General features: G+C 70.6%; 22 protein-coding genes. 11 read left to right on the top strand and 11 right to left on the bottom strand.

From position 1 onward, the window contains the following. Nucleotides 1-45: 45 nt before the first annotated feature. From cydB to AB0I59_RS05425, 3 genes are all read right to left on the bottom strand, one after another. Nucleotides 46-987 (bottom strand): cytochrome d ubiquinol oxidase subunit II, encoded by a 942-nt coding sequence (cydB, locus tag AB0I59_RS05415; protein WP_061255397.1) that lies wholly within the window; start codon nt 985-987, stop codon nt 46-48. 11 nt (nt 988-998) lie between these two features. After that, nucleotides 999-2531: a cytochrome ubiquinol oxidase subunit I gene (locus AB0I59_RS05420; RefSeq protein WP_061255398.1), complete on the bottom strand. Its 1533-nt coding sequence runs from the start codon at nt 2529-2531 to the stop codon at nt 999-1001. A gap of 444 nt (nt 2532-2975) precedes the next feature. Further along, nucleotides 2976-3830: a polysaccharide deacetylase family protein gene (locus AB0I59_RS05425; RefSeq protein ID WP_061255399.1), complete on the bottom strand. Its 855-nt coding sequence runs from the start codon at nt 3828-3830 to the stop codon at nt 2976-2978. 204 nt (nt 3831-4034) lie between these two features. Here AB0I59_RS05425 and AB0I59_RS05430 point away from each other — a divergent pair, with 204 nt between their 5' ends. The 3 genes from AB0I59_RS05430 (at nt 4035) to AB0I59_RS05440 (ending at nt 6525) form a co-directional block, all read left to right on the top strand. Further along, nucleotides 4035-4751, top strand: a complete 717-nt coding sequence (locus AB0I59_RS05430) for an SRPBCC family protein (RefSeq protein ID WP_358130307.1) — start codon at nt 4035-4037, stop codon at nt 4749-4751. A gap of 103 nt (nt 4752-4854) precedes the next feature. Next, nucleotides 4855-5535, top strand: a complete 681-nt coding sequence (locus AB0I59_RS05435) for a DsbA family oxidoreductase (protein ID WP_061255401.1) — start codon at nt 4855-4857, stop codon at nt 5533-5535. 186 nt (nt 5536-5721) lie between these two features. After that, nucleotides 5722-6525, top strand: a complete 804-nt coding sequence (locus tag AB0I59_RS05440; protein WP_358130310.1) for an SAM-dependent methyltransferase — start codon at nt 5722-5724, stop codon at nt 6523-6525. A 122-nt stretch (nt 6526-6647) separates the two neighbouring features. Here the strand turns inward: AB0I59_RS05440 and AB0I59_RS05445 are convergent, their stop codons facing one another. Both AB0I59_RS05445 and AB0I59_RS05450 read right to left on the bottom strand, forming a co-directional pair. Next, nucleotides 6648-7301, bottom strand: coding sequence for a thymidine kinase (locus tag AB0I59_RS05445; RefSeq protein ID WP_082776830.1), 654 nt, complete (start codon nt 7299-7301; stop codon nt 6648-6650). Nucleotides 7302-7434: 133 nt separating this feature from the next. Continuing rightward, on the bottom strand, nt 7435-8322 hold the full coding sequence (locus AB0I59_RS05450; protein ID WP_358130314.1) for a hypothetical protein: 888 nt from the start codon (nt 8320-8322) through the stop codon (nt 7435-7437). Nucleotides 8323-8579: 257 nt separating this feature from the next. Between AB0I59_RS05450 and AB0I59_RS05455 the strand changes: the two genes are divergently transcribed. From AB0I59_RS05455 to AB0I59_RS05475, 5 genes are all read left to right on the top strand, one after another. Then, nucleotides 8580-8987 carry a hypothetical protein gene (locus AB0I59_RS05455; protein WP_061255405.1) on the top strand — a complete coding sequence of 136 codons (408 nt, stop codon included), beginning with the start codon at nt 8580-8582 and terminating at the stop codon, nt 8985-8987. Nucleotides 8988-9272: 285 nt separating this feature from the next. Continuing rightward, nucleotides 9273-11354 (top strand): hydantoinase/oxoprolinase family protein, encoded by a 2082-nt coding sequence (locus tag AB0I59_RS05460; protein WP_358130317.1) that lies wholly within the window; start codon nt 9273-9275, stop codon nt 11352-11354. Nucleotides 11355-11368: 14 nt separating this feature from the next. Continuing rightward, on the top strand, nt 11369-13201 hold the full coding sequence (locus AB0I59_RS05465; protein ID WP_082776831.1) for a hydantoinase B/oxoprolinase family protein: 1833 nt from the start codon (nt 11369-11371) through the stop codon (nt 13199-13201). 533 nt (nt 13202-13734) lie between these two features. Continuing rightward, entirely contained in the window at nt 13735-16791 is a 3057-nt protein-coding gene (locus AB0I59_RS05470; RefSeq protein ID WP_358130320.1) for an AfsR/SARP family transcriptional regulator, read from the top strand. A gap of 269 nt (nt 16792-17060) precedes the next feature. Beyond that, nucleotides 17061-17528, top strand: coding sequence for a hypothetical protein (locus AB0I59_RS05475; protein ID WP_358130323.1), 468 nt, complete (start codon nt 17061-17063; stop codon nt 17526-17528). A 248-nt stretch (nt 17529-17776) separates the two neighbouring features. Here the strand turns inward: AB0I59_RS05475 and AB0I59_RS05480 are convergent, their stop codons facing one another. Continuing rightward, nucleotides 17777-18406 carry a hypothetical protein gene (locus AB0I59_RS05480; RefSeq protein ID WP_358130326.1) on the bottom strand — a complete coding sequence of 210 codons (630 nt, stop codon included), beginning with the start codon at nt 18404-18406 and terminating at the stop codon, nt 17777-17779. A 663-nt stretch (nt 18407-19069) separates the two neighbouring features. On the opposite strand from AB0I59_RS05480, the gene AB0I59_RS05485 reads away from it, so the two are divergent. After that, the gene (locus AB0I59_RS05485) at nt 19070-20401 is read left to right on the top strand and encodes a CaiB/BaiF CoA transferase family protein (RefSeq protein ID WP_358130329.1); all 1332 of its coding nucleotides are present in this window, start codon (nt 19070-19072) and stop codon (nt 20399-20401) included. Next, nucleotides 20398-21885 (top strand): carboxyl transferase domain-containing protein, encoded by a 1488-nt coding sequence (locus AB0I59_RS05490; RefSeq protein ID WP_061255411.1) that lies wholly within the window; start codon nt 20398-20400, stop codon nt 21883-21885. Before AB0I59_RS05485 ends, AB0I59_RS05490 begins: the two co-directional genes overlap by 4 nt. Here the strand turns inward: AB0I59_RS05490 and AB0I59_RS05495 are convergent. The 4 genes from AB0I59_RS05495 to AB0I59_RS05510 form a co-directional block, all read right to left on the bottom strand. Further along, a complete protein-coding gene (locus AB0I59_RS05495) occupies nt 21864-22304 on the bottom strand; it encodes a UCP033725 family protein (RefSeq protein ID WP_358130332.1) in 441 nt (146 codons plus the stop codon). The two genes, AB0I59_RS05490 and AB0I59_RS05495, sit on opposite strands and share 22 nt — an antisense overlap. A 78-nt stretch (nt 22305-22382) precedes the next feature. Beyond that, on the bottom strand, nt 22383-22841 hold the full coding sequence (locus tag AB0I59_RS05500; protein ID WP_358130335.1) for a hypothetical protein: 459 nt from the start codon (nt 22839-22841) through the stop codon (nt 22383-22385). Between the two features lie 10 nt (nt 22842-22851). Continuing rightward, complete coding sequence (locus AB0I59_RS05505) at nt 22852-23667, bottom strand: carbon-nitrogen hydrolase family protein (RefSeq protein WP_358130338.1); 816 nt, start codon at nt 23665-23667, stop codon at nt 22852-22854. Continuing rightward, nucleotides 23627-24700 carry a DUF418 domain-containing protein gene (locus AB0I59_RS05510; RefSeq protein WP_061255415.1) on the bottom strand — a complete coding sequence of 358 codons (1074 nt, stop codon included), beginning with the start codon at nt 24698-24700 and terminating at the stop codon, nt 23627-23629. The genes AB0I59_RS05505 and AB0I59_RS05510 overlap by 41 nt, the downstream gene beginning before the upstream one ends. Before the next feature lie 54 nt (nt 24701-24754). On the opposite strand from AB0I59_RS05510, the gene AB0I59_RS05515 reads away from it, so the two are divergent. Then, nucleotides 24755-25915 (top strand): pyridoxal phosphate-dependent aminotransferase, encoded by a 1161-nt coding sequence (locus tag AB0I59_RS05515; protein ID WP_358130341.1) that lies wholly within the window; start codon nt 24755-24757, stop codon nt 25913-25915. Nucleotides 25916-25966: 51 nt separating this feature from the next. Here the strand turns inward: AB0I59_RS05515 and AB0I59_RS05520 are convergent, their stop codons facing one another. Further along, entirely contained in the window at nt 25967-26416 is a 450-nt protein-coding gene (locus AB0I59_RS05520; protein WP_061255417.1) for a hypothetical protein, read from the bottom strand. Nucleotides 26417-26437 lie beyond the last annotated feature (21 nt).

Here is a 26437-nt window from a genome sequence, read left to right on the forward strand (position 1 = left end):
CCGCAGAACGTATCCCGCGTTATGGTCGCTGATCATCCGCTTGATCTAATGAGCGGAAATGTCCGCGGTGAGGCGCTTGCGGAACACCCAGTAGGTCCACGCCTGGTAGGCGAGCACGCCGGGGAGCGCGATCAGGCCGATCCAGGTCAGCATCGTCAACGTGTACGGCGCGGAGGCGGCCTCGGCCAGCGTGAGACCCGGCAGGGGCGCGGGCCACAGGGCGCCGAACAGCGCGGCCGTGGTCAGCCCGATCGACGATGCCGTGGCGGTGAACGCCCAGCCCTCGCGGCGCCGCCAGACGAGGGCCACGCCCGCCGTCAGGGCCGCCATCGCGAGGAGCGCGCAGGCCCACAGCCAGGGGGAGGTCGACCAGCTCGGGACGTCCATCGCCGATCCGGGGACGGAGGGCAGCGCGATGATGCCCACCGGGACGGCCACGGCCGCGGCGGCCAGGGCGGCGTTCCGGGCGCGGGCGCGGACCGGTCCCGACGTCTTCAACGTCACGAACACCGCACCGTGCAGGATCGCGACCGACAGGGAAAGCAGGCCGCCGAGGACGGTCGCGAGCGCCGTGTCGTACAGGAGGTTGCCGAAGACCGCGCCCCACAGGAAGGCGGTGAGGACGCTGCCGGTCACGATCCCGGCGTCGCACAGCGCGCGTTCCGCTCCTGAGCGGACCTTGCCGCGCCACTCCAGGCCGACTCCGCGCACGATCAGTCCGACCACGATGAGGAACATCGGCAGGTAGAAGGTGCTGAGCAGGCCCGAGTACCACGCGGGAAAGGCGGCGAACATCGCGCCGATCGCGGTGATGACCCAGACCTCGTTGCCGTCCCAGACGGGCCCGATGGTGCCGATGACCTGCCGGCGGTCGGCCTCCGACCGCGACAGCAGCGGGAGCAGCGCCCCAACGCCGAAGTCGAACCCCTCCAGAACGAAGTAGCCCGTCCAGAGGAACGCGATCACTATGAACCAGAACGTCGTCATCGTGTGTCTCCTCAGTACATGAGGGTCGGCGTGCGCCGCACCGCGTCGGGGTCGGCGGCGGCGATGGCGTGGTCGGGCGTGGCGGGCGGCTGCTCGGGACCGGCCTTCACATGGCGCACCATCAGGACCGCCTCGGCCAGCGCGAGCACGCCGTACAGGACGGTGAAGACACTCAGGGAGATCGCGACCTCGGTGAGACTCACCCCGGGCGAGACGCTCGCGGCCGTGAGGAGCTCACCCTGGACCGTCCACGGCTGGCGCCCGATCTCGCTGAGCAGCCAGCCCGCGATGATCGCCGCCGTCGGCAGCGGGAGCGCCAGGACGCAGGCCCGCGCGAACCAGGACGGCACCGGCGGCGCCGCGCCGTTCCCCACGCCTGCGCTGCCCGCGCCGGTTCCGCCGAGGTTCCTGGTACGCCTTCCGCCGGCACGGCCGCGCCGCTTCCTGGTCAGCCAGAGGCCGAGCACCGAGAGGCCGACCGTCGCCATGCCGAAGCCGATCATCACGCGGAACGACCAGAAGACCACGGGCAGGTTCGGCGTGTAGTCGGCCGGGCCGAACTGCTGCTCGTACCTCCGCTGGATGTCGTCCACGCCCTGGACCGTGGCGCCGGGGTCGTGGGCGGCGAGCAGGCTGAGCATGCCCGGCACCTCGACGCCGGGGACGAGGGAGAAGGGCGCGCCGTCGGTGTCCCGGGTGAGCCCCTCGGCCGCGGCCAGCTTCATCGGCTGCTGCTCGCGCAGCAGCTGGCCGGACAGGTCGCCGGTCCCGGCGACCACGACCCCGGCGAGGGCCGTCATGACCAGCGCGCCGCGCAGGCTCGTCCGCCACATGTCGGTACGGCGGCGCAGTGGCACCGTGGTGTCGCCGTCGATGGCGGACCCGGCTCCCGTGACGGGCCTGCCGGTGAGCCCGACTCCCCGCTCGCGCAGGATCCGGTAGCCGCTGACCGCCAGCACGAAACCGCCGGCCACGACGAACGCCGCCGCCACGACGTGCGGGATCTGGGCGAGCGCGGTCGAGTTGGTGAGGACGGCCCACAGGTCGTTCATCCTGGCCCGGCCGTTCACCACCTCGTAGCCGACCGGATGCTTCATCCAGGCGTTGGCAGCAAGGATGAAATATGCCGACAAATTGGACCCGATCACGGCGGCCCAGATGGCCGCCAGGTGGATCCGCTTGGGAAGCCGGTCCCAGCCGAAGATCCACAGGCCGAGGAAGGTCGACTCAAGGAAGAAGGCGAGCAGCGCCTCCAGCGCGAGGGGCGCTCCGAAGACGTCGCCGACGAAGGTCGAGTACTCGCTCCAGTTCATGCCGAACTGGAACTCCTGCACGATGCCGGTGACCACGCCCATCGCGAAGTTGATCAGGAACAACTTGCCGAAGAACTTCGTCAGGCTGAGGTAGTGGGCCTTGCCCGTGCGGTACCAGGCGGTCTGCAGTCCGGCGACGAAGACGCCGAGACCGATCGTCAGCGGTACGAACAGAAAGTGATAGACGGTGGTCACCCCGAACTGCCACCGTGCCAGGTCTAGCGCGTCCATGTCCCCCTCGCGGGTGCCGGAGCTCTACAAGTCGTAGTTCTACTAACAGTAGTACTACAGCCTGTAGAGCAATTGGTGGGACGACTGTGCCGCGAGATCTTTGTCACACGGATCGATGCCCCCATGATCCGCGTTCGCGGCACTTGTCCCGTTCGATACAGAGAATGCGGGCCGTACGGTCCTGGATTGAAGGGACCAGTGGCCCGACTCTCCGGGAACGCCTCCTGGGAGGCTTGGTCTCAATAATGGACATGTCACGCGAAACCGGCGTCCGCCGCTGGGGTGATTCCGCGGTACGTCGCGCGAGGGACGGTGCCGTGTGATCTTCTGCAGGCTCGTGCGGAGCGGGGCGGCCTTCCGCCGACTCCTTCCGCGCCTCCCTTCGCCGGTCCCTTCCGCGATCTTTTCCATGATCCTGTTCGAGGGACCGGCTCCTCCCCGATGTCAGGAGACCGGTACGCCACCGGCCCGCATGTACGCCCGCAGGTCGCCGATCTCGAACCCCCGGCGCCTGATCTTGTTGACGAGTACGCGGAAGTCCCTGGCCATGTTCGGCCGGAAGTGCAGCAGCAGGATGTCCCCGGGGCGCAGCTTCTTGTCCGGCACCTGGTAGGCGATCTTGCCGCCGGGCTGCACGGTCGCGGTCCACATCATGATCGCCTTGATGCCGCATTCCCCGGCCGCCCGCGCGGTGGCCGCGTTGTGGTTGCCGAACGGCGGGCGGAACAGCGTGGGGCGCCGCCCGATCTCCTTGCGGATGAGCGTGGACATCCCACAGATCTCGGCCTTCTGCCTCTCGTAGCCGAGCGTCCACAGGTTGGGGTGGCTGAACGTGTGGTTCTCGATCGGCGCCCCGGCGTCCCGCAGGTCCCGGAAGTAGTCCCACTTGCCCGCGCCCACATACCGGCCTCCCCCGGAGGCGGCGTCGGGGGACCCGGTGGCCTCGACCGCGTCCCGCATGGCGAACACCGTGATCGGGATCCGCTGATCGCGTACCTGCTTGAGGAAACCGGGATCCTGCTCCCAGCCGTCGTCGATGGTCAGGAAGACCACCTTCCGCTTGGTGGGAATGCTGCTGACCACCGGGATCCCCTCCGCCGGCCTGGGGATCCGCGCGACCTCACCCGGCCGGGGGAGTGCCGCACGGGGCGTCGGCGACGCGGAGGGGGACGTGGCGGTCAAGGGGGAACGCGCCTTCGCCGGGGCCGTCGACTCCGCCTGCGTGGTGCCGCCCTCCGCGCATCCCGCGGCCAGTGTCAGTCCGATGATCACGCCTGTCAGACGCCGGTTGCCCTTCATGACCGACAATCTTCGCGCAATTGGATCTATAGGGCGTATGGCCGATGCCGCCCACAGGCGCGTGATCATCGCATGATTCGGGCGTCCGGCGTGAAGAGACCTGACGAGGGCCGATCATGGGAGTGGGCAGATGTTGCCCTTATCCGCACTGCCGGGGAGTCCTTAGTCTCCGGAGCCACAAGGGGTGCCAGAAGGAGTGATGGTGTGAAAATCACGGGAAGCGCCGTACTCGGTGTGGAACGGGGCCGTGTCTGGACCGCCCTGCAGGATCCGGGCGTCCTGGTACGGACGATCCCCGGATGCGAGCGGCTCGAGGCCGTCGGCGAGGACGTCTACAAGATGACCGTGACCGCCGGAGTGGCCTCCATCAAGGGGCTCTACCAGGGTGAGGTCGCGCTGTCCGACCCCGAGGAGCCGGAGCGGTTCGTGCTGCGCGCCCGGGGCCAGGGCGCGCCCGGCACCGTCGACGCCACCGTGCGGATCCGGTTGAGCGAGGTCGAGGAGGGCACCCGCGTCGACTACGACGCCGACGCCGTCGTCGGCGGCATGATCGGCGGAGTCGGCCAGCGGATGCTCGGCTCGGTCGCCAAGAAGACCGCCGGCGAGTTCTTCTCGGCCGTCGAGGAACACCTCCTGTCCGGTGTGGCCGCCGTCCTCGAACCGGTGGTCGCCGGGGGCGCGCCGGTCGCGGTGGTGGCGGCCGGTGACCAGGCCGAGGTGGCGGCGGCGGTCGGCGCCGGGGCTGCCGTGCCGTACCAGGTGGAGGCCGGGCAGGTGTTCACCCGCGAGACGCCGGGCGCCGCGCGGCAGCCGCGCCTCGGCGTGCCGCCGTGGTCGATGCTCGCCGCGTTCGGCATGGGCGCGAGCGTCGCGCTCGGGAGCGCCGTCATCGGGTGGGTCCTGGGACGCCAGAGGCGATGACCTCGGAGGCGGTGATCCCGGGGCCTGATGGATGGGTCCAGAGGGCCGATTCCGGGTGCGGTCGGCGGGAATGGCGCGGTTTCGCGGCCGGTTAGAGCAGATCGTGAAGATTGAGATTTTCTCTGACGTCGTCTGCCCGTGGTGCTACATCGGGCACGCCCGGCTGAAGAAGGCGGTGCGGCTCTTCGACGGCGACGTCGAGATCGCCCACCGGCCGTTCCAGCTCGCCCCCGACGCGGTCTCGAACGGGGAGCCGCTGCTGCCCGCGCTGGCGCGCAAGTTCGGCGGGCCCGCCCAGGTGGCGCAGATGACGGCGCGGGTGGCGCGGGCGGCGGCCGAGGACGGCCTGGAGATCGACTTCGAGCGGGCGATCCAGGCCAACACCTTCGAGGCCCACCGGCTGATCTGGCTGGCGCAGCGCGCCGGGCACGGCGCGGAGGCGGCCGAGCGGCTCTTCCGCGCGCACTTCGAGGAGGGCCTCGACGTCGGCGACGCCGCCACGCTGGCGAAGCTGGCCGCGGAGCTCGGCGTCACGGACACCGGCGAGGGGGCCGAGGAGGTCCGCGCCGAACTGGCCCGCGCTCGCGACCTCGGCATCAGCGGCGTCCCGCTGTTCCTGTTCGAGGGGCAGTTCGCGGTCTCGGGCGCCCAGCCCGTGGAGACGCTGCTCGCCGCCCTCCGCGAGGTCCGGGCCCGTACGGCGGTCGCCGTCGCCCAGCAGGATCCCCAGGGAAGCGCCCAGGGGGACGGCGACGCCTGCGACGACGGTTTCTGCGCGGTCTGACGGCCGGGCGGAACCGCGGGAGGACCGTGTCACATCAAGATCTCGTCACACCCTTGCCGGGCTACTTCCGCGCACGACCGAAATGCGATCGGCTGATCCCCTATAGGCGGATATAGACACCGTCGGCAGGTGGGATCGGCTGAGGGATCTCCATCACGTCGACGAGAGGCACAGGGGGCAGAGAAAGTGAGCCAGGACGAGAGCGCGCCGCGCGGCATCGACCTCACCGTTCCGAGCGTCGCGAGGATCTACGACTGGTGGCTCGGCGGCAAGGACAACTTCGCCGTCGACCGCGCCGCGGCCGAGAAGCTGCTGGCGCTGGTCGGTGAGGACGGGCGCCTGGTGATCCGCCAGAACCGCGACTTCCTCGGCCGGGCGGTGCGTTTCCTCAGCGAGTCGGGCATCCGGCAGTTCCTCGACATCGGCGCGGGGATCCCCACCCGGGGCAACGTGCACGAGGTCGCCCAGGAGGTCGACCCCGAGGCGCGCGTGGTCTACGTCGACAACGACCCCATCGTCGCCACCCACGGCCGGGCACTGCTCAGGAACGGCGGCCGTACCGGTGTCGTCGAGGCCGACATGCGTGATCCGGAGAAGATCACGGACAGCCCCATCACCCGTGACCTCATCGATTTCAGCCAGCCGGTGGCGGTGCTGTTCGTGAGCGTGCTGCACTTCGTCGACGACGACGAGGCCGCGCGGGCGGTCGCGTACTTCCGCGAGCTCATGGCGCCGGGCAGCTACATGGTGATCGCCCACGGCACTCAGGGGCGGCTGACCGAGCAGACCATCGGCGAAACCCGGCGCGTGTACGAGAAGTCGACCGCGGCGCTCAACGACCGTACGCCGGAGGAGATCGCGGAACTCTTCACCGGGTTCGAGCTGCTCTCACCAGGGCTGGTGGACGTCGCCGACTGGCGCAACGACAACGAGTTCATCGAGCACAGCAGGGGCGGCTACGTGCTGGGCGGGGTCGGCCGTCTCCTCTGACGTACGCCCGCTTCTCCGACGTACGCCGGCCGAGTGAGGCCGGCGGAGGAGGGCACGCCCGGCGCGCGAGGCCCCGCCGGGCGGCGAGGACGGTCCCGGTGCCGTCCTCGCGCGGAGCCCGGTCAGACGTGGGCCTCCCGGCCCGCCGCGGCTTCGGCGGGTGACGGCTCGCCGAGGTCGCCCGTACGGTGGTGGCGGCGGCACAGGACCCGGTAGTGCACCATGGTCTCGGCCGCGCCGTCCGGTTCTGCGGCGGGCGCGCCGGCCCCGGTGTCGGCGATGACGACCTGCTCGCCCGTCCTGGCCATGACCCCGCCGACGACGCGGGCGTTCAACATGCCCGGTCGGCCGCACCAGCACAGGACCTCCACCTGCAACCGGGAGACCTCGTCGGCGAGCTCGAAGAGCCGCTGCGCCGCAGGGAACATCTGGGACCTGAAATCGGACGCGAGGCCGAAGGCGTAGACGTCGATGCCGTGGTCGTCCACGAGATCGGCGAGCTGCTCGATCTGCCGGACACTGTAGAAGCACGCCTCGTCGCAGATCAGATAGTCGATGCGGTCGTGCGCGGCGACCAGCTCGACCAGGTCGAGGCCGTCCACGACCTCCACGGCCTCGTTCCCGAGGCCGATCCTGCTGGTGATCCGGGGCTCGCCCGAACGGTCGTGCTTGGTCAGCACGAGCCCGCGCCTGCCCTGTCGCCGGTGGTTGTAGTTCAGCTGCAGGGCCAGGGTGGACTTGCCGCAGTCCATGGGGCCGTAGAAGAACTTGAGCACGGCGTCCCGGAGGCCCTGATTTGGCGAAGAAGACAAGGCAGACAGATCAGTCACGGGGCGCCAGCTTAGTGGCAAGGTTCCCAGACGGTGCTCCCGTCCGGAACGCCCGTTCGGAAGTCCGGCGATTCCGGGATCAGCGGACCCGGGGAGCGGCCGAGGCGGCCGAGGTGGCAGAGAAGCGGCAGGCGATCATGTTCGCCTTCGGACGCGGGGGAGGCTCTTCGGAGAAGCCGTACCGCCTGAGCCGGTCGATCATCTCGTCCATGGTCCGGGGTTCGAGCCAGGCGGCCCTGCTCCCGCCCGTCAGCGGCTCGTACCCTCCGACGAGGGTGCGCTCGGCACCCTGGCAGACGAGGCCGGGGTCCTCGATGACGAGGCCCTGCGGGTGGACGGCCATGATCTTCGCCCCGTCGGGCAGGGGGTCTCCCTGCGAGCGGATCCCCATGTTGTACGGCGGCCTTTCCCGCGGAAACACGAGCACCCGGGTACCGGTCGGGATCGCCTCCTCGAAGTCCGCGACCGACTCCTTGTACGCCCGCTCGAACTCGATGAACATCACACCGCCGCGGAGGGATGGAGTCGTCCTGACGCCTTTCAGCGGATAGGTGACGCGGACCCTCATCAGAACGTAGGAGACGGGCGGGTCGCCCGGGAGGACGCCGAGAGTGGGCCCCCGCTGCCACCCGTCGACCTCGCCCACCGCGACGATCGGTTTCATGGCCGCCAGAGCCTCGGGCGACGGGACCGGGTCGTAGTCGAGCGCGCTCGACTGGATGCGGGACAGGTCGAGTGTGCCGCCGGTCGGCTCGGCGGACGGGATCGGACGACCCGGTCTCGCGGTGGCGACGCCGGGGGAGACCGGTGCGCTCGCCGTTCCATCTGCCGTTCCACCCGCCGTCCTGCCCGGACCGCTCCTGCCCGCCTCCGCCGACGGATCCGCTGTCTCGGCGCACCCCGTGAGGGCGATCGCCGCCGCGAGCAGTGCGGCGACCCGGTGGCGGGTCACCCGATCACGCCTCATCCGCCCGTCCTCTCCATGGTCTCGATCTCGCGGGCGAGCGTGTACGCCCGGGGGGAGGAGCCCCGGGCTCGTCGCATGGCGTATGGGAGGCCGCCGTATCGTCCTCAGGATGCCCGGCCGTACATTGTGATCTTAGAGACGATGATCATATGAGGGCGGCTCGATCGCGATATCCCCGTGTGCTGGAGGGCAGAGCTGTTGGCGTGATTGGGAGCAACATGGGACATTCTTCTTCACTCGAACCCCAGGAGGTGCTGATGGCCACGCCCGAGGAGCAGCCGGACACGTCGAGCGCGCTGGAGGCGATGATGATCGCCGACGACACGGCGGCGGCCGAGGCGGAGGCCGCCCGCTGGCGCTACGGGTTCTATGTGGTCCTCACCGGTCTCGTGGTCACCCTGGTCGGCTTCAGCGTCGCCGTGATCACCACGGGCGAGGCGAGCACGCTCTTCGCCGGTCTCGCCGGAGTCGTGGGAACGCTCACCGGCGCGTACTTCGGCGTGCAGAGCGGCCAGTCGGGAAAGGCCAAGGTCGAGGCGGAGCTGCGCCGGGTCAACGACCGCGCCATGCGCATGGCGGCGTACGTCGGCGCCCAGAACATCGAGGAGATCATGGGACGCGCACCCGGCGGGAAGGCCGTGGCCCGCTGGCCGCGCCGCCCCTGAGCCGTTCTGGGCGGCGCCGGGCGGCGCTGGGCGGTGCTTGGACGGTGGCCTGAACCGGTCCCTGTGCCGCCCCCGGGCCCCTGTGCCGCCCCCGGGCCCCTGTGCCGCCCCCGGGCGACGGGTTCCCGCCGGCGGCGTCGGCCCTGACCGGCGGGGATCCACGCCCGGCTCCCGCGGAGACGTACGGTGCGGCAGCCTGTGACGAGGATTCGCCGATTCTTCGGCAGATTCTTCGGCAGAGTGCGCCGGTTCCCGCCGTCGGTGCGGGTCTGTAGACACTGGAACATGCCTAGCGTCCGCATCGGGGTCGACACCGGAGGCACGTTCACCGACGTGGTTCTGGTGGACGAGCACACCGGCAAGATCGTTACGACCAAGACTCCCTCGACTCCTGCCAATCCGGCCGACGGGTTCATGGCAGGCGTTCACAAAGTGCTGGAGCTCCACGCCGGAGACCCCGAGGGCCCGGACATGGGGCTGGACCCGGGACTGGACCCGGGACTGGACTCTGTGTCCGGGATCGTGCACGGCACGACGGTGGCGACCAACCAGCTTCTGGAGGACCGTGCGGATGGTACGGCCCATCTCGGGTTCGTCACCACGGAGGGCTTCGAGTTCCTCCTGGAGATCGCCCGGCAGAGTGTGCCCGACGGGTACGGCAACTCCTACTTCTGGGTGAAGCCGCCCAGGATCGTCCCGGTGCATCGCGTCAGGACGGTGGGCGGGCGGCTCGACCACTTGGGCCGGGAGGTCCGCCCGTTCGACGAGGACGAGGCGGTGGCGGCGGCCCGCTGGTTCAAGGAGCACGGTGTCACCGCGATCGGCGTCTGCTTCCTCCACTCGTACATGGACCCCGCGCACGAGCTCCGGATGAGAGAGGTGCTCGAACGCGAGCATCCGGAGGCCGTCGTCTCGCTGTCGAGCGAGGTGCTCCGGGAGTACCGGGAGTACGAGCGGTCCGTGACCACGCTGGTCGACGCCGCGGTCAAGCCGGTCATGCGCAGGTACATCCAGAACCTGTCCGACCGGCTCGGCCGCGGGTTCTCCATCATGAAGAGCAACGGGGGCGTGCTGTCGGCCGCCGAGGTCGTGCACCAGCCGATCACGACCGTCCTGTCCGGCCCTGCGGCGGGCGCGCTCGGCGCCGCCCTGATCGCCGGTACGGCCGGCCGGCCGAGCGTGATCACCCTGGACGGCGGCGGCACCTCCACCGACGTCGCCGTGGTGGTCGAGGGCGAGCCGTCCCTGACGACCGAGGGCAGCATCGGCCGGTACCCCTGCAAGATCCCGATGATCGACATCGTCACCGTGGGCGCGGGCGGCGGGTCGATCGCGTGGATCTCGCCCGAGGGGACGCTGAAGGTCGGGCCGAAGTCCGCGGGAGCCGACCCGGGGCCGCTCTGCTACGGCAGGGGCGGCACCGAGGTGACCGTCACCGACGCGCACGTCTTCCTCGGCAGGGTTCCCCCGCACCTGCTCGGCGGCGAGATCCCCCTCGACGTGGCCGCGGCCAGGGCGGGCATCGAGGCCCTGGCGGGCAAGCTCGGGCTGACGCCGGAGCGCTGCGCCACCGGCATCCTGGAGATCAGCGCCTTCAACCAGTCCAACGCCATCAGGCAGATCACGGTCAAGCGCGGGCTCGACGTGCGGGACTTCCCGATGGTGGCGTTCGGCGGGTCCGGCCCGCTGCTGGCCTGCCGCCTGATCGACATCCTCGGGCTGCCCGCCGCGGTGATCCCGCCCAACCCGGGCAACGTCTCCGCTTTCGGGCTGCTCACGGTGGACGTCAAGAACGACTACGTCCGTACGCACGTGTCCCGGACGCCCGCGCCGGACGCGCTCTCCGCGATCTACACGGAGCTGGAGGCCCAGGCGGCGGACGCGCTCGACCGCGAGGGCTTCGCCGACCACGTGTACGCGCGCAGCGCCGACCTCCGTTACTACGGCCAGGCGTACGAGGTCCGGGTGCCCGCCCCCGGCGGCGCGATCGACGACTCGTGGTGCGCGGACGTGGTCGAGCGCTTCCACACCGAGCACGAGAAGCTCTACGGGTACGGCTACCGCGACGATCCCCGGCACGCGGTGGAATGGGTCAACCTGCGCGTCTCCGGCATCGGCCCGATCACGCGTCCCGCCATCGCCCGCGTACCGGAGCAGGTCGCCGAGGCGAGCCCGGTGGCGACCCGCGAGGTGTTCTACGAGCAGTGGGGGCGCACCGTGATCTACCGCCGCGCGGATCTCGGCGCCGGCGCCGTCGTCAGGGGCCCGGCCGTCATCGAGGAGTACGGCTCCACCCTGCCCGTCCACCCCGGCTTCACCGCCACGGTGGACGACCACGGAAACCTGGTCCTGGTGAGCGACCGATGACGAGGAGCGAGCAGATGACTCTGGCGGACCCGGTACTCGTGGAGATCGTGGAGGGCACCCTCGCCTCGGTCGAGAAGGAGGTCGAGACCGCGATCGCGCGGACGGCCCGCTCGCCGATGATCCGTGACGCGCACGACTTCCGCGCGGGGATCCACGACGTACGGCTCCGCAAGCTGACCGGCCGGTCGTACTCGGCGCTGGTCCAGCCGATCGTCCGGGACTTCCCCCTGGACACGATGAAGCCCGGCGACGTCTTCTTCCACAACGACGTCTATCTGTCCGAGGGTGGGATCGGTCATCTCCCGGACCTGTGCGTGACCGTCCCGGTGTTCCACGAGGGGGAGGTGGTGGCCTTCGTGCAGGCGTTCGGCCACCACGACGACATCGGCGGCGCCGTGCCCGGCTCGATGCCCTCGCACGCGCGCAGCGCCTTCGAGGAGGGCCTGATGGTCCCTCCGATCAAGCTGTGGGACCAGGGCGTGCCGAACCGCGCCGCGTTGACGATCATGACGCGTAACTCGCGGATGCCCGACTCCCTCGCGGGCGACCTCGACGCCGAGTGCTCGGCCTGCCTGATGGGGTCCCGCCGGTTGGGCGAGCTCTTCGACCGGTACGGCAGGGATGCCGTCGAGGCGTGCTTCGACGCGATCATCACGAAGACGACGGAGACGTTCCGCAGGGAACTGCTGGCGAAGATCCCCGAGGGCGTCCACGTCTGGGAGGACTACGCCGAGCACGACGGCGTCGACGACCCTCGGCTGCACACCCAGCGGATCACGCTGACCGTGGACCACGCCGCCGAGGTCCCGCTGACGATCGACTTCACCGGGACGTCGCCGCAGGCCAAGGGGCCGATCAACCACGCGGGCGACTACGCGGACGGCGTCTTCCTCAAGAAGTGGCTCGCGCCGATCCTGCGCAACCTCGCCGACACCCCGGAACGCATGGCCGAGCTCGACGTCAACGAGGGCGTCGTCCCCCTGATCAGGATGGTGTTCCCGGAGAAGGGCACGCTGCTGACGCCGATCTTCCCGGCGCCGACGAACGCGCGGACGTTCGTGATCCTGCGGCTGCTCGGGGTGCTCGCTGGCGTGCTGGCCAAGGCCACCGGCGGCCGCATGCCCGCCGACCAGGAGACGATCAGGTACACCGGCGTCTACGGCGACTCCGATGACGGGCCGTACCTGATGCGGGAGGTCCTCGGCGGCGGCTCCGGCGGGCGGTGGTACGCCGACGGCGAGGACACGATCCACGTCGTCCCCGACTCGCGCAACATCCCGGTGGAGTTCGCCGAGGCCCGCTGGCCGTTCCGGGTGGAGCGGCTCGGGCTGGCCGTCGACAGCGGCGGCCCGGGGGAGTACCGGGGCGGCCTGGGTTACGACAAGCACATCCGCATGCTGCGTGACGCGTCGTTCATGTCGATCGCCGACCGGTCGATCCTGGCCTGCTGGGGCGTCAACGGAGGCCGGGCGGGCAGGCCGTTCGTCGTCACGGTCGACGGTGAGGAGATGGAGGGCCTGGTCGACGACTTCCCGGTCCGCGCCGGGGAGATCGTCCGGGTGCGCACCACGGGTGGCGGCGGGTGGGGCTCGCCGTACGACCGCGACCCCGAGGCGGTCGCCGCCGACGTCCGCGACGGCAAGGTCTCGGCCGAGGCCGCCAGGGAGGAGTACGGCGTCGTCCTGCACGGCCCGCGTGACGATGTGCGGATCGACGAGGAGCGGACCGCCGAACTGCGGAACTCCCTCCGGGCCGCCGTGCCGGAGGGAGCGCCGTTCTTCGACCGGGGCCCCGGCTACCCCACCCTCTCGGGTGGTCTCCCGTACGCCGAGGTGGACACGATCTGAACCGGTGAATGGCGTGTCGGCGCCGCCGCTCGGGTTCCCCATCCGGGCGGCGGCGCCGACGTGGTCGTGCGGCGGTGTGACGGGCGTGCCGGTGTGACCCGCGCGGTGCGACGCGGGCCGGAGCGCCGGCGAGCCCGTTCAGGCCGCGAGGTCCACGGGGTTGCGAGTCAGGCGCTCATTCCGCGCGCCAGGGATTCGCGAGGCGCATGGCCGTCCCGTCGCCCTTGGGATTCGTTTGCAGCACCATGAACGCCTCGTCGTCGATGTCGATCGAGAGGGTCCTGGACTGCCACACGCCGTCGCCTAAATGTGCTCGGGGCGAGGATCCGGCATGCCGGTATAAGGGCGGTATATCCGCAGGTGTATTCGCCGCGATGTCCGCCGTGATGTCCGCTGCGATGTCTGCCGCGATGCCCGCCGAGGAGTCCGAGATACGGTCACGGCTCCGTATCGACGCGATTTAATGATCTTGACAATGCGATCAAACCGCCAAAAATGGATATTGGTTGAAATTTCACGGACGTGGGGCGTGAGTGGAGTTCCGCATTCTGGGGCCGCTGGCCGTGTCGGACGGGGGCACGAACGGAGTCCCCGACCGGGATGACAGGGATGTCGACATCGGAGGCGCCGGCAAGCCGAGGCTCCTCCTCGCCCTTCTCCTGTCGCGGGCGCGGAGCCCGGCCCCCATCGAATGGCTGACCGGGGCCATGTGGGGAGATCACCCCCCGCCTTCGGCCCGGCGCAACATCCAGCTGTACGTGTACCGGCTGCGGCGCGTCCTCGGCCCGGACCGCATCCTCGGCCATCGGGACGCGTACTCCGTCGACGCCTCCGACGAGGAGGTCGACGCGCTCCGGTTCCGGCGGCTGACAGGAGAGGGAGACGCCGCGCTCGCCGAGGGCGACCACCGCCGGGCGGCCGAGCGCTTCAAGGAGGCGCTCGCGCTGTGGCGTGGCGAGCCGTACGGGGACTTCCCGGAGTGCGTTCCCCTCGCCTTCGAGGCGCACCGGCTCGCGCAGCTGCGCATCGCGGTGCAGGAGCGCCGTGCGGAGGCCGAGCTGGCGCTGGGCCGTTGCACCACGCTGATCCCGGACCTGTCCGAGCTGGCGAGCCGCCACTCCCTGAACGAGCGCTTCAGCGCCCAGCTGATGCTCGCGCTCTACCGGGCGGGCCGCAGGGGCGAGGCGTTGGAGACCTTCCAGCGGATCCGGGGAGAGCTCGTCGCCGAGCTGGGGCTGGAACCCGGTGCCGAGCTCCGGGAGCTGCACCGGCGCATGCTCGCCGACGACGTACGGCTCCAGCCGCACTCCGGGCCGCCGAGCCGGTTACCGCCGGACATCGGCGACTTCGTGGGACGTGACGACGATCTCATCCTGATCGAGAAGCACCTGTCGGCCAGGGAACCCCGAGCCGGGACGAGCGCGGTGCCGGTGGTCGTCGTCTCCGGGCAGGGCGGGGTCGGCAAGAGCGCCCTGGCCGTACGCGCGGCGCACCGGCTCCGGCAGTCCTATCCCGGCGGGGCGCTGTACATCCGCCTGCGGGGGACCGAGGAGCAGCCGCTGCCGCCGATGGAGGCGCTGGAGCGGCTGCTCCGCGTCCTGGACGCCGACGCGCCCGCCGACGGCGCGGGTCTCGACGAGATGGCCGGGTTGTTCCGGCAGGCGCTGCACGGGCGGCGCATGCTCGTCGTCCTCGACGACGCCGCGAGCGTGGAGCAGGTCCGGCCGCTGATCCCGGGTGATCACGGCTGCGGCGTGATCGTCACAAGCCGGCGCCGGCTGGCCGGCCTTCCGAGCGCCGGCCAGGTCGAGATGCGGGTCCTGTCCGAGGCCGAGGGTGTGCGCCTGCTGAGCCGGGTCGCCGGTCACGAGCGGATGCGGGCCGAGCCGGACGAGGCCGCCGAGGTCGTACGGCTCTGCGCCGGCCTGCCCCTGGCCGTACGCATCGCGGCGGCCCGTCTCGCCACCCGCCCGTACTGGGCGATCTCGGACCTCGTGGGCAGGCTCGCGGACGAGCGGCGCCGCCTGGACGAGCTGGCCGTGGACGACCTGGACGTCCGTGCGAGCGTCGCGCTCGGCTACCGGGGACTGACAGCGGACCAGCGCCGGGCGCTCCGGCTGATCAGCCTGCTGGGGTCGTCCGGGTTCGCCACCTGGGCCGTCGCCGCGCTCCTCGGCCTGCCTTCCGATCGGGCGCTCGAACTCGTCGAGGAGCTGGTCGACCACCGGCTCCTGGAGGTCGTCTGCGGACGCGGACCCGACCTGCGCTGCCGTACGCACGACCTCGTCCGGGTCTACGCGGCCGAGCGTGCTGCGGCGGTGGAACCCCCCGAGAGGATCGCCGCGGCGGTCGAACGGGTGACCGTCGCCAGCCTGCGGATGACAGGCGCGATGTCCGCGCGGCTGCCGCTGGCGCTGCCGAGGACGCACCGCCCGCCCGAGCAGGCCGGACACGGCGAGCCGGAAGCGGCCCTCGGCCCCGGCTGGTTCGCCGCCGAGGAGGAGTTCCTCGTCGGACTGGTCGAACGCGCCGCGCAGACCGGGCTCGACGAGCTGGCCTACGCTCTCACCGAGGCGCTGGTGCACGCGCTGTTCGCCGTCGGCAACAGGTTCGACCTCTGGAACCGCGCGCTCGACGCCGCCCACGCGGCCGCGAAGGCCGCCCGCAGCCATCGGGCCGAGGCGGCGGTCGAGAGCGGGCTGGGACAGCTGCGGTACTGCGAGGACCGGTTCGCCGACGCCAAACGGCATTTCGGCCGCGCTCTGCTCCTGTACCGGGAACTCGGCGACGCGTACGGCGAGGCGAACACGCTGAACGGCCTGGGAACCGTGCACAAGGAGCTCGGCGAGCACAGGGAGGCGATACCGCTGCTCACCAGGTCCCGGCGGATGTGCCGGGAACTCGGCGACGGCGAGGGCGTGGCGCACGCGCTCTACGGTCTGGGCGTCGCTTTCCGTGAGTTGGGCGCGGACCGGCGGGCGCTCGGCCGGTTGGGCCTGGCGGCGCGCGCGTTCCGCCTGGTCGGCCATCAGCCCGGCGAGATCATCGCCGTCCGCGGCATCGGCCTGGTGTTCCGGGCCAGGGGAGATCTCGCCAGGGCGGAGGAGTGGTGCGCGGAGGCACACCGGCGGGCGGCCGGGCTCACCGATCGGCACCTGAGGTGCTACACCGGCCAGGCCCTGGCCAAGGTCTGGCTCCGCACCGGGAGGACGGCAGAGGCCGAGCGGCTGCTCGCCCCCACGCTGGAGACGAGCGCCGAGCTGGGGGACCGGTTCGGTACGGCCCTCGCCCTGCGGACCATCGGCGAGGCGCACCTCGCCGCGGGCCGTCCCGGACCGGCGCTCGACCACCTCCACCTGGCCATGGCCACGTGGGAGGACATGGAACACGACCTGTGGGCCGCCCGCACCCGCCGGGACATGGGCGCCGCGCGGGCCCTGCTCGACGGTTGCGCCGCCGCGCACGACGTCTGGCGCTCCGCCCTGCGCGTCTTCACACGCACGGGCGTACGCGAGGCGGGCGAGCTGACCGCCTGGCGCCGCCGATGGGGCTGTGAGTGCGACCTTTCGGACGCCCACGTAGAACGATGACCCGGCCGCCGGCCGACGCATGACTCCTCTTCCCAGTCCCTGACGCCCTCGCTCGGCACCTCACTCCCTCCCCGGCACCTGATCCGAGACCATCGGCCCGCGGTGGCGGATCCGGTTCGGCGTGACCCACTGCGAACCGGCCACCAGGAAAACGCTCGATCACCTTGATGAGCCGCGGCTACGCTTGCGGGCGTCTTGCGTCACTTCTCCCACGATTCTGGTGCTCCCACGGAACAGCGACGGAACAAGAGCAGAGCATGGAGGCAGCTGTGGCGATGCCGAAGAAGGGCTCTCGGCTCATCACCGTCGACGGCGCCGTCTACCGCTGGCGTGTCCGTCACAAGCCCACCTACCACCAGGGGAACGGCTGGTCCCCCATGATTTTCGGCGTCGAGCGAGCCGAGGAGCCAGGAGGCGTTCTCGTGGTGTCACTCCCCTGCGCCCGGCCGGACAGCTGGCTAGGAGAGCGAACGATCGCGATCCGGCCCATTCTCGTCAGCGGATGCATCCGACGGGCCATCGAACAAGGATGGAACGCGCGGAAACCGGGCTCGGCATTTCCCCTCGCCGTCTCCGAGGACGAACTGGCCACGCTCCTCGGCGAACCGCCTCAGTATCTGCTCCCCTTCCTCTGGGGCATGATCCCGGAAGGTGGCGGCATCGAAGACCTCCCTCGATGTACTCAGATTTGGAGTCGAGACACGTCGGGCCCCAACCAGGTGCGTTCTGGTCCGTAGTGAAAGGCAGGCGTCGGTTGCGCAACCGCACTGCGGCGCGGCCAGGACAGCGACAAGCAGGCCGTCCCCCCGCCCCGCCCCCGCTTGACATCGAAGCTTCTGGGGCGTGTAGCGAGCTATTCCGCCTTGCCGCCCGTACGTGTTGAGGCGTGTCCGTCTTGCGGGCCGTCCGGCTCGATTCGGCTCGCGGGGCAGCATGTGTATGCGCCGGGACGCTCCTGGCCTGGGCGGTGTCAGAGGCGAACACGTCAGTGCGGGCCGTCCCGGCACCGACAGTCTGTTCGTGATGGGTGTTTTCGCATCTCCGCGGGCATCGCCCCTGCCGTCGAGCGCGAAAGCGCCGGCGTGGACGCCGCGCCGACGAACGTGTCATGGCGGAACCATCCATCCCGTGGCGCCGTATGGCTGAAGAGGATCGCTCTGGCGAACCGTTCGGTGTCGGAGGAGTCTCCGGGAACCGTGTCGAAGGCGGCGTTGAGTGTGTTGAGCGTATGGTCGACGGCGACGTTGAGATCGGCGGCACCGTAAACCACGTCGCGAGCAGGTGCGAGGTCACCCGACGCCTCGGCCTGATGAGTGGCTTTGGGGAGGTTCGATGCCGCGGCTTGGCGAGGGGCGGCGGGGACACCCAGTGTCTCTTCGTCAGTGGCGTCGAGGGTGACCCGCACCTCGCTTTCGTGAGTGGCGGAGCCGTGCGGCTTACGAGTCAGGAGGGCGGACACGCCGCCTTCCTGCGCCCATACCTTTGTGCGGGATGCCGGCCACTCCCACCAGGTGGCATTGCGGGGGTCCGCGAACACGGTTCGCTGCTGATCAGGTGCAAGGAAGTCGAGCGCGCCGATAAACACGATCCCGGAGATTTTTACCGTTTCTTCCATCTTGCACCCACCTCCTGCGGCGCCATTAGAACATGCATATGAATGGTCGCATACTCGAATGTATTTTCGCAAGATGATTGTGGTGGCGAAATTGTGTGTCAGAATATGGCGATTTATCGCTTGTGTTCCTTACCTGTCGTTGCGGGGCTAATAACGTTCCGGGCCTTCGTTGCCCGGCTCTGCGAGTCCAGACATCAAAAGAAGCCTGCTGGCGAAGGCTTAAGCGCTCGTGGGGCCGTAGGGGGCTGGTCCGGGCGTCCGTGCACGATCTGACCGCATTCCGGACTGAACAGGCGTCATCCGCCGTCTCAAAAGCTGTCGGTGTGGACACTCTCGCCGACAAGGGCCACGCCGACAAAGGCCGTGTCGGGATTCTTCGGCCGGCGCCGGTCCTCATCGACGTTTCGGGGCACAGGGCCGTTCCGGCCGCAGGAGTGCCGGGGCGGGAGGAGGTCAGGCCGCAGATGGTGAGAAGGCGTTCGCGGCCTTACGGTGGTACGAGATTCTCGCCGAGATTATGTGCGTTTATCGCGGAATCTGGCGATCGTGAAGACGGGGCCCGTAGTGATCGCTTCGACGGTGTGCGGGTTGGCACAACCTGACAGTTGCCCCGGTGGAGAGACCTGGCAGGCTAGCCGGTGTGACACCGAGCCGCATCGGAGGATGATCTTGCGGGGACCGCTGGAGGGCATCGTCGTTCTGGACCTGTCCCGGGCGCTGGCCGGGCCGCACGCCGGCCAGATGCTCGGCGACCTGGGCGCCCATGTGATCAAGGTGGAGCATCCCTCCACCGGGGACGAGTCACGAGGGTGGGGCCCGCCGTTCGTCGGCCCTGATCACGACATATCCACATACTTCCTCGCGGCCAACCGCAACAAGCAGTCCGTCACGGTCGACATGAAGACCGCCGAGGGCAAGGAACTCATCGAGCGGCTCGTACGGCAGAGCGACGTCCTGATCGAGAACTTCCGCACCGGCGTCCTCGACCGGCTCGGCTTCCCGGTGGAACGGCTGCACGAGCTCAACCCCCGCCTGGTCATCCTGTCGATCACCGGCTTCGGGCACGACGGCCCCGAGGGCGGCCGTCCCGGATACGACCAGATCGCGCAGGGCGAGGCCGGCCTGATGTCGCTCACTGGCCCCTCCCCGGACGAGCCGTACCGCGTGGGGGCCTCGATCGCCGACCTGCTCGGCGGCATCCACGGGGCGTACGGCGTCGTCGCGGCGCTCTACGAGCGCGAGAGGACGGGCCGGGGCAAGGTCGTGCGCACCTCCCTGCTGTCCTCGATCGTCGGCGTGCACTCCTACCACGGCACGGCCTGGACGGTCGGCGGGCAGGTGCCGAGGGCGGCGGGGAACCACCACGCGTCCATCGCGCCGTACGGAGCCTTCCGCTGCGCCGACGGCATGATCCAGATCGCGGCCGCCAACGACAGCCAATGGCGCAAGGTCGCGGCTCTTCTCGGCATCGACCCCGAGACCCCGAAGTACGCGAACAACCGGGAGAGGTTCGCCCACCGCGACGACCTGATCGGCGACATGGAGAAGGCCCTGGCCCAGCACGATCGGGCCCACTGGCTCGCCGCGCTCGGCGAGCTGGGCGTCCCCGCGGGCGCCATCCGCACCATCGACGAGGTGTACGCCTGGGACCAGGTCAGGTCGCAGGGTCTGCTCGTCGAAGTGGACCATCCCGTACTCGGCCCGATCGAGTTGCCCGGCCCGCCCCTGCGCTTCGAGGACGCGGGTTCCGGAGAGTCGCCGGCGCGTCGCCACGTCGCGCCGCCCCTGCTCGGCCAGGACAACGACGCCGTGCTCGGCTGGCTCCGCGAGCGCGAGGCAGGCTCATCCGGGTCCCCGTCCGGCTCCTCGCCCGAAGCCCGGCCCGAGTCCCAGAACGAGTCCCAGAACGAGTCCCAGAACGGATCCCAGCCCGAGTCCCAGAACGGATCCCAGAACGGGTCCCAGCCCGGTTCACCACCCGGGACCGCGCGATGACCAGGCCGGACGCCCGGACCCTGATCGGCCGGGTGCTCGATCCCGACTCGTGGAAGTCGTGGGACGAGCCACCCGCCGACCCGGCCGAGCCCGGTTCTCCGTACGCCGAGGAACTGCGGGAGGCCCGCGCCCGGACCGGATACGACGAATCCGTGATCACGGGGGAGGGCACGCTCGACGGCCGCCGGGTCGCCGTCGCGGTCTGCGAGTTCTCCTTCCTGGCCGGCTCGATCGGGGTGGCCGCCGCCGAACGGCTGGCCCGCGCGGTCGAGCGCGCCACCGCGGAACGGCTGCCGCTGCTCGCCGCCCCGGCCAGCGGCGGCACCCGGATGCAGGAAGGCGCGCTCGCCTTCGCCCAGATGGTGAAGATCACCGCGGCCGTCGCGGCCCACCGTGCCGCCGGCCTGCCGTACGTCGTCTACCTGCGCCACCCGACCACCGGCGGCGTGCTCGCCTCGTGGGGGTCGCTCGGCCACGTGACGGCGGCGGAGCCCGGCGCGCTGATCGGGTTCCTCGGCCCGCGCGTCTTCGAGTCGCTGCACGGTTACCCGTTCCCCGAAGGCGTACAGGTGTCGGAGAACCTGTACGCCCACGGCCTCGTGGACGCCGTCGTCTCCGCCGAGGACGCGAGGGAGATCGCCATCCGGGCCCTGTCCGTCCTCTGCGCCCCGAAGAATGACCTCACCCGCCCGCCCGAGCCGGAGGAGGCGATCGAGAACGCCGAGGCGTGGGACGCGATCACCCGTTCCCGCCGCGACGACCGCCCCGGCGTGCGCACCCTGCTCAAGCTGGCCGCCTCCGACGTCACCCCGCTCAACGGAACCGGCGAGGGCGAGAACGACCCAGGCGTGCTGCTGGCGCTGGCCAGATTCGGCACGGTGCCCGCCGTCGTCCTCGGTCAGGACCGGCGCCGCCTGCGGGCCGGGGGTCCACTCGGGCCCGCGGGGCTGCGGGTCGCGCGGCGCGGCATGCGCCTGGCGTCCGAGCTGGGCCTCCCACTGGTGACGGTGATCGACACGGCGGGTGCGGCGCTGTCCAAGGCGGCCGAGGAGCGCGGTCTCGCCGCCGAGATCGCCCGCTGCCTGGCCGATCTCGTCATGCTGGACGCGCCCACGGTCTGCCTGCTGCTCGGCGAGGGAGCCGGCGGCGCCGCGCTGGCCCTGCTGCCCGCAGACCGGGTGATCTGCGCCCAGCACGGCTGGCTGTCACCGCTGCCGCCCGAGGGCGCGTCGGCCATCCTCTACCGGACGGTGGACTTCGCGCCCGAGATCGCCGCCTCGCAGGGCGTGCGCGCCGCCGACCTGAAACGCGACGGCATCGTGGACCGGATCGTGCCGGAACGGCCGGACGCCGCCTACGAGCCGGTGGCGTTCTGCCGCCGCGTGGCCGGGACGCTCGAATACGAGATCGCGGGCCTGCTCGACCGGCCTCCGGCCGACCGCATGGCCGCGCGGCTCGCCCGCTATCGGTCGCTGGGCTCCTGATCCCCGCCGATCCTCGTAGGAACGGGAACCCGTTCCACCCGGATGGACTGGACCTCGTCGCGCGGCACGACGACCTCGTAGGCGCCGTGGTCCACCAGCCAGTAGCCCAGCGCCTCGGCTTTCACGCCGCTGTGCCCCGTGTAGGCGATGTGCAGCCCGGCCACGTCACCGGTGTCGTCCTCGTCCAGGACCAGGCAGGGCTCACCGCCGTACGCGCCGACCGTGCGGAGCATGGTCAGCCACTCCAGATCGGCGCGGGACACCTGGCGCCGCCAGTACCCCGCGGCCTGCGTGAAGCCGTTCTCCGGCGACTCGCTGAACAGGACCACGTCGCCGCTGTCCGGGCCGACGGCCGCGGCGTACGTCTGGCCGCGATAGCCGGCGACGAAGCCCAGCCCGACCGGCTCGATGTCACTCATGCCGTGCCCCGCTCCGAAGTCGTGGTGAATCCTGTGGGTCCTGCCCCGCCGTCCCGGAAGGGTGTCCCGCGCGCCCGCTCACGACGCCGGGCGCCAGGACAGGCCGTCGTACTGGGCGAAGGCGCGTTCCCCTGCCTTCGTCAGGTGGACGATCTCGGCCCCGGCCGGAATCGGCATCGGCATCGTGTGGAGCTGCGGCACGACGCTGTCCCTGGACGCGGTGAACCCGTTCCCGGTGAACGGGGGTGCATCGTTCCAGTCCCCGCCCATGTGCGGGCCGTACGGGACGACATAGCTGTCGGTGTCGCGCGCCTGCCACCGCATGATGTACAGCTCGGGCACTCCCGGCACCAGATCCGACCCCTCGAACCCGAGGTCGAGCGCGCCGATGAGAGCCGCGGGCGTGGTCAGCCGACCGCAGTCCCGCACGCGGTACACGTACCCGGAGATGATCGTCCGTTTTCCGGAGAGATACGGCACGAGCAGTCGCGGCGGGATCACCTTCTGCATCGGCGTCCTGTGTCCCGGCTCGGTCATGACCGACAGTTTACGATCCGGTGACACTCGCTCCGGCGGGGCGGGAGAAAATGTCCGGCCGCCGGTGCCGCAGAGAGGGCACCGTCTCGCGGATCCGCTCACCGAGCGCCTGGTCGATCACCCCGGTCTGTACGGCACGGGCCGGGCCGAGGTCGTGCCGTACGACACCGAGGGGGTCGACCAGCATGCTGCGGCCCACCCCGAACCCGTCGGAGGCCGAAGGGTTCGGCGCCTGGCCCACCGCGATCGTCCACGTGGTGTTCTCGATGGCCCGGGCCCGGACCATGGTCGCCCAGTGCTCCTCCTTCATCGGGCCCGACCCCCACGCGGCGATGACCGCGAAGGTGTCCGCCCCCGCGTCCACCAGCGCCCTGGCCAGCTCGGGGAACCGGACGTCGTAGCAGGTGATCAGCCCGATCCTGAGCCCGGCCAGCTCGACCACCGTGGGAGTGTCACCGGCGACGACCAGGTCGGACTCGCGGGAGCCGAACGAGTCGAAGAGGTGGATCTTCCGGTAGGCGGCCTTCAGTCCGCCGACCTCGGAGATCGCGACGGCCGTGTTGAGAACCCCGCCGTCCCCCGGCTCGAAGGTGCCCGCGATGATCGCGGTGCGGAACTCGCGCGCCGCCTCCCGCAGCCCGGTCACGAACGGCCCGTCCAGCGGCTCGGCGACCTCGGCCACGCCCCGGCCGAAACGGGCCAGCGTGGCCTCGGGGAACACCGCCAGCTCGGCGTCCCGGGCCTCGGCCAACGCCTCGCGTACGGCTTCCAGGTTGGTCTTCGGGTCATGGGAGATCGGGATCTGGCACAGGGCTACGCGTGTCACGGTTCCCAGTCTGCCTGTTGGGCAGGGGTTCCCACCATGTGAGGCGGCGCCAGACCCACTCCAGCGGGCCGTACCGGTATCGGGCCAGCCACCAGCGGGTCAGGACGACCTGGCCGGCGATCGTCAGCACGCTGACGGCGACGACGGTGAACCCGCTCCCGTCCGCGGTGAGCAGGGGGAGCGTGGCCAGGATGACCGCCGTCCCGGTGAGATAGCAGGTCAAGGCCATCCTGCCGAGCGTCCGGAAGATCTCGCCGACGGCCGGGATCGCCCGGGTGAGCAGCAGGAAGCCGGTGGCGTAGGCCACCGCCCCCGACAGCGCGGCGGCCAGATAGAGCCCGCCGGTCTGGGACGCGTTCCATCGCAGGGTGAGGACCACGGTGAGCGACGCGGCGAGCGGGAAGATCACGTAGCCCGTCCGCCGGGCGGCCCGGCGGTACCCGGCCCCGGTCGCCGGTCCCGCCGCACGCTGCGGCGCCTCTTGCGTCGCCTTCCGCGCCGCCTTCCGCGGCGCTGTCTTCTCGGGGGCTGTCTCTTTGAGCACCGCGGCCGTAGCGCCCGCGCCGAGGGCGAAGAGGCCGGCGATGAGCGGCCACGGATCGCCGGCGGTCAGGGACACGGCCACGATCCCCGTCCCGACCAGGATCACCACCGGCGGGGCCAGGAATCCGGCCGGAAGCAGCACCAGCAGGCCGATGAGGGCGTAGGGGAGGAGCACATCGCCGGCGTTGACCGCCCCATGGAGCGCGCCGAACAGCGCGAGCACGACCAGTCGCGCGAGCGCCACCAGCCAGGGCCTGTCCGCCCGGGCCTTCGCCGACCGCAGGAACAGCGCGAACCCCACGCCGAACAGGCACGCGAAGATCGGATAGAAGCGGCTCTGCGCCAGACTGGTCATGGCCCAGTCGATCGACGTCGTACGGCCGTGGGTGAGGGTGTTCTGCCAGACGTTGACGACCGTCATCCCGCATACGGCGAAACCGCGAAGAGCGTCGATCTCGCCGATCCGGGATCGGGGGGCGGGATGGATCACGTCTGTCATCTTCGTCCGGAGATCCCGGATGCGGTCAACCGGTACATTGCGAGCGTGAGAGAGCCTCTGGTGGCACGGATGCGGGAGTTCGGAACGACCGTTTTCGCGACCATGACGCGACTGGCCGTCGAGACCGGTTCGATCAATCTCGGACAGGGTTTCCCGGACACCGACGGGCCCGAGGAGATGCTGGAGCGGGCCGTCGAGGCGATCCGCGGCGGCTTCAACCAGTACCCGCCCGGCCCCGGAGTGCCCGAGCTCCGTCACGCGGTGTCCGAGCACCAGAAGGACGGCTACGGCCTCGACTACGACCCCGACGGCGAGGTGCTGGTCACGGTCGGTGCCACCGAGGCCATCGCGGCGGCGGTGCTCGCGCTGTGCGAGCCGGGCGACGAGGTGATCGTCTTCGAGCCCTACTACGACTCCTACGCCGCCGCCATCGCCCTCGCGGGAGCCGTACGCGTCCCCGTGCCGCTACGCGTGGACGCCGGGAGGTTCGCGTTCGACCCGGGCGAGCTCGCCGCGGCCGTGAGCCCCCGGACCCGGGCGATCCTCGTCAATTCACCGCACAACCCGACCGGGACGGTGTTCACCCGCGAGGAGCTCGCGGCCATCGCGGACCTGTGCGAGGCGCGCGACCTGATCGCGATCACCGACGAGGTGTACGAGCACCTGACCTTCGACGGCGTCGAGCACCTCCCACTCGCGACGTTCCCCGGCATGCGGGAACGCACCGTGACGATCTCCTCCGCGGGCAAGACCTTCTCCGTGACCGGCTGGAAGGTCGGCTGGGTCTGCGCGCCGTACGCCATGGTGTCCGCGGTGCAGGCGGTCAAGCAGTTCATGACCTTCACGTCCAGCGCTCCTTGGCAACTCGCCGTCGCGTACGGCCTGCGGCACGACATGGATTGGGTGGCGAGCCAGCGCGCGTCCCTGTCCGCGAAGCGCGACAGGCTGATGGCGGGGCTGGCCGCCAGCGGGTTCGAGGTGCTCCGGCCCGCGGGGACTTACTTCATCCAGGCCGACATCCGGCCGCTGGGGTTCGACGACGGGCTCGCGTTCGCGCGGCGGCTCCCCGAACGCGCGGGCGTCGTCGCCATCCCCACCCAGGTCTTCTACGATCACCCCGAGTACGGCGCGCGGTACGTACGTTTCGCCTTCTGCAAGCGCGACGACGTCATCGACGAGGCCGTCGAGCGCCTCAAGCGCCTCTGACGAGGAGTCGCGGTCCCGCGGTCGCGCGGGCCTGTGATGCGCGGTCGCCCGTCAGGCGGGTTGATCCCAGATGCTGGGTGTATCCGCCTCATGGCGCTTGCCCACCGGCTGGCCGGCGGGCCACTCAAGCGCCAGGCGCGCGTTCTCCAGGTCATCGGTGGCTATGACGACCTTCACGCCCCCGAAAGTGGTGTAGGCGAGGTCGACGTTGACGTTCGCGTCGGCGAGTTGCCGGGTCAGCTCGCCCAGAGTCCCCGGCCGGTCCTCGATGTCCACCACCAACACCGGGCGTTCATCGGCGACCCCCAGCCCGGCGCCTTCCAGCACTTCCCGGCATCTGTCCGCGACCGCGTCGTCGACGAGTACGTGGACCACACCCTTGCCCTCACCTGTGAAGGCCGCGAAGCCCTGGATGTTCACGCCGGATTCGCCGGTGACCTCCCCCAGACGGGCCAGCTCACCCGGTTGATCGCTGAGAATGACGGTAATGTCCTTCGGCATCGCCCTTCAATCTTCCCACTA

This window comes from Microtetraspora glauca (assembly GCF_040656155.1).
Classification (GTDB): Bacteria; Actinomycetota; Actinomycetes; order Streptosporangiales; family Streptosporangiaceae; genus Microtetraspora; species Microtetraspora glauca.

Bases quoted from the DNA above. Each gene is read 5' to 3' on its own strand.
- AB0I59_RS05490 (WP_061255411.1), top strand. From the start codon at position 20,398: ATGACCAGGCCGGACGCCCGGACCCTGATCGGCCGGGTGCTCGATCCC.
- AB0I59_RS05460 (WP_358130317.1), top strand. From the start codon at position 9,273: ATGCCTAGCGTCCGCATCGGGGTCGACACCGGAGGCACGTTCACCGAC.
- AB0I59_RS05455 (WP_061255405.1), top strand. From the start codon at position 8,580: ATGGCCACGCCCGAGGAGCAGCCGGACACGTCGAGCGCGCTGGAGGCG.
- AB0I59_RS05450 (WP_358130314.1), bottom strand. From the start codon at position 8,322: ATGAGGCGTGATCGGGTGACCCGCCACCGGGTCGCCGCACTGCTCGCG.
- AB0I59_RS05480 (WP_358130326.1), bottom strand. From the start codon at position 18,406: ATGGAAGAAACGGTAAAAATCTCCGGGATCGTGTTTATCGGCGCGCTC.
- AB0I59_RS05465 (WP_082776831.1), top strand. From the start codon at position 11,369: ATGACTCTGGCGGACCCGGTACTCGTGGAGATCGTGGAGGGCACCCTC.
- AB0I59_RS05485 (WP_358130329.1), top strand. From the start codon at position 19,070: ATGATCTTGCGGGGACCGCTGGAGGGCATCGTCGTTCTGGACCTGTCC.
- AB0I59_RS05425 (WP_061255399.1), bottom strand. From the start codon at position 3,830: ATGAAGGGCAACCGGCGTCTGACAGGCGTGATCATCGGACTGACACTG.
- AB0I59_RS05420 (WP_061255398.1), bottom strand. From the start codon at position 2,531: ATGGACGCGCTAGACCTGGCACGGTGGCAGTTCGGGGTGACCACCGTC.
- AB0I59_RS05520 (WP_061255417.1), bottom strand. From the start codon at position 26,416: ATGCCGAAGGACATTACCGTCATTCTCAGCGATCAACCGGGTGAGCTG.
- cydB (WP_061255397.1), bottom strand. From the start codon at position 987: ATGACGACGTTCTGGTTCATAGTGATCGCGTTCCTCTGGACGGGCTAC.
- AB0I59_RS05495 (WP_358130332.1), bottom strand. From the start codon at position 22,304: ATGAGTGACATCGAGCCGGTCGGGCTGGGCTTCGTCGCCGGCTATCGC.
- AB0I59_RS05500 (WP_358130335.1), bottom strand. From the start codon at position 22,841: ATGACCGAGCCGGGACACAGGACGCCGATGCAGAAGGTGATCCCGCCG.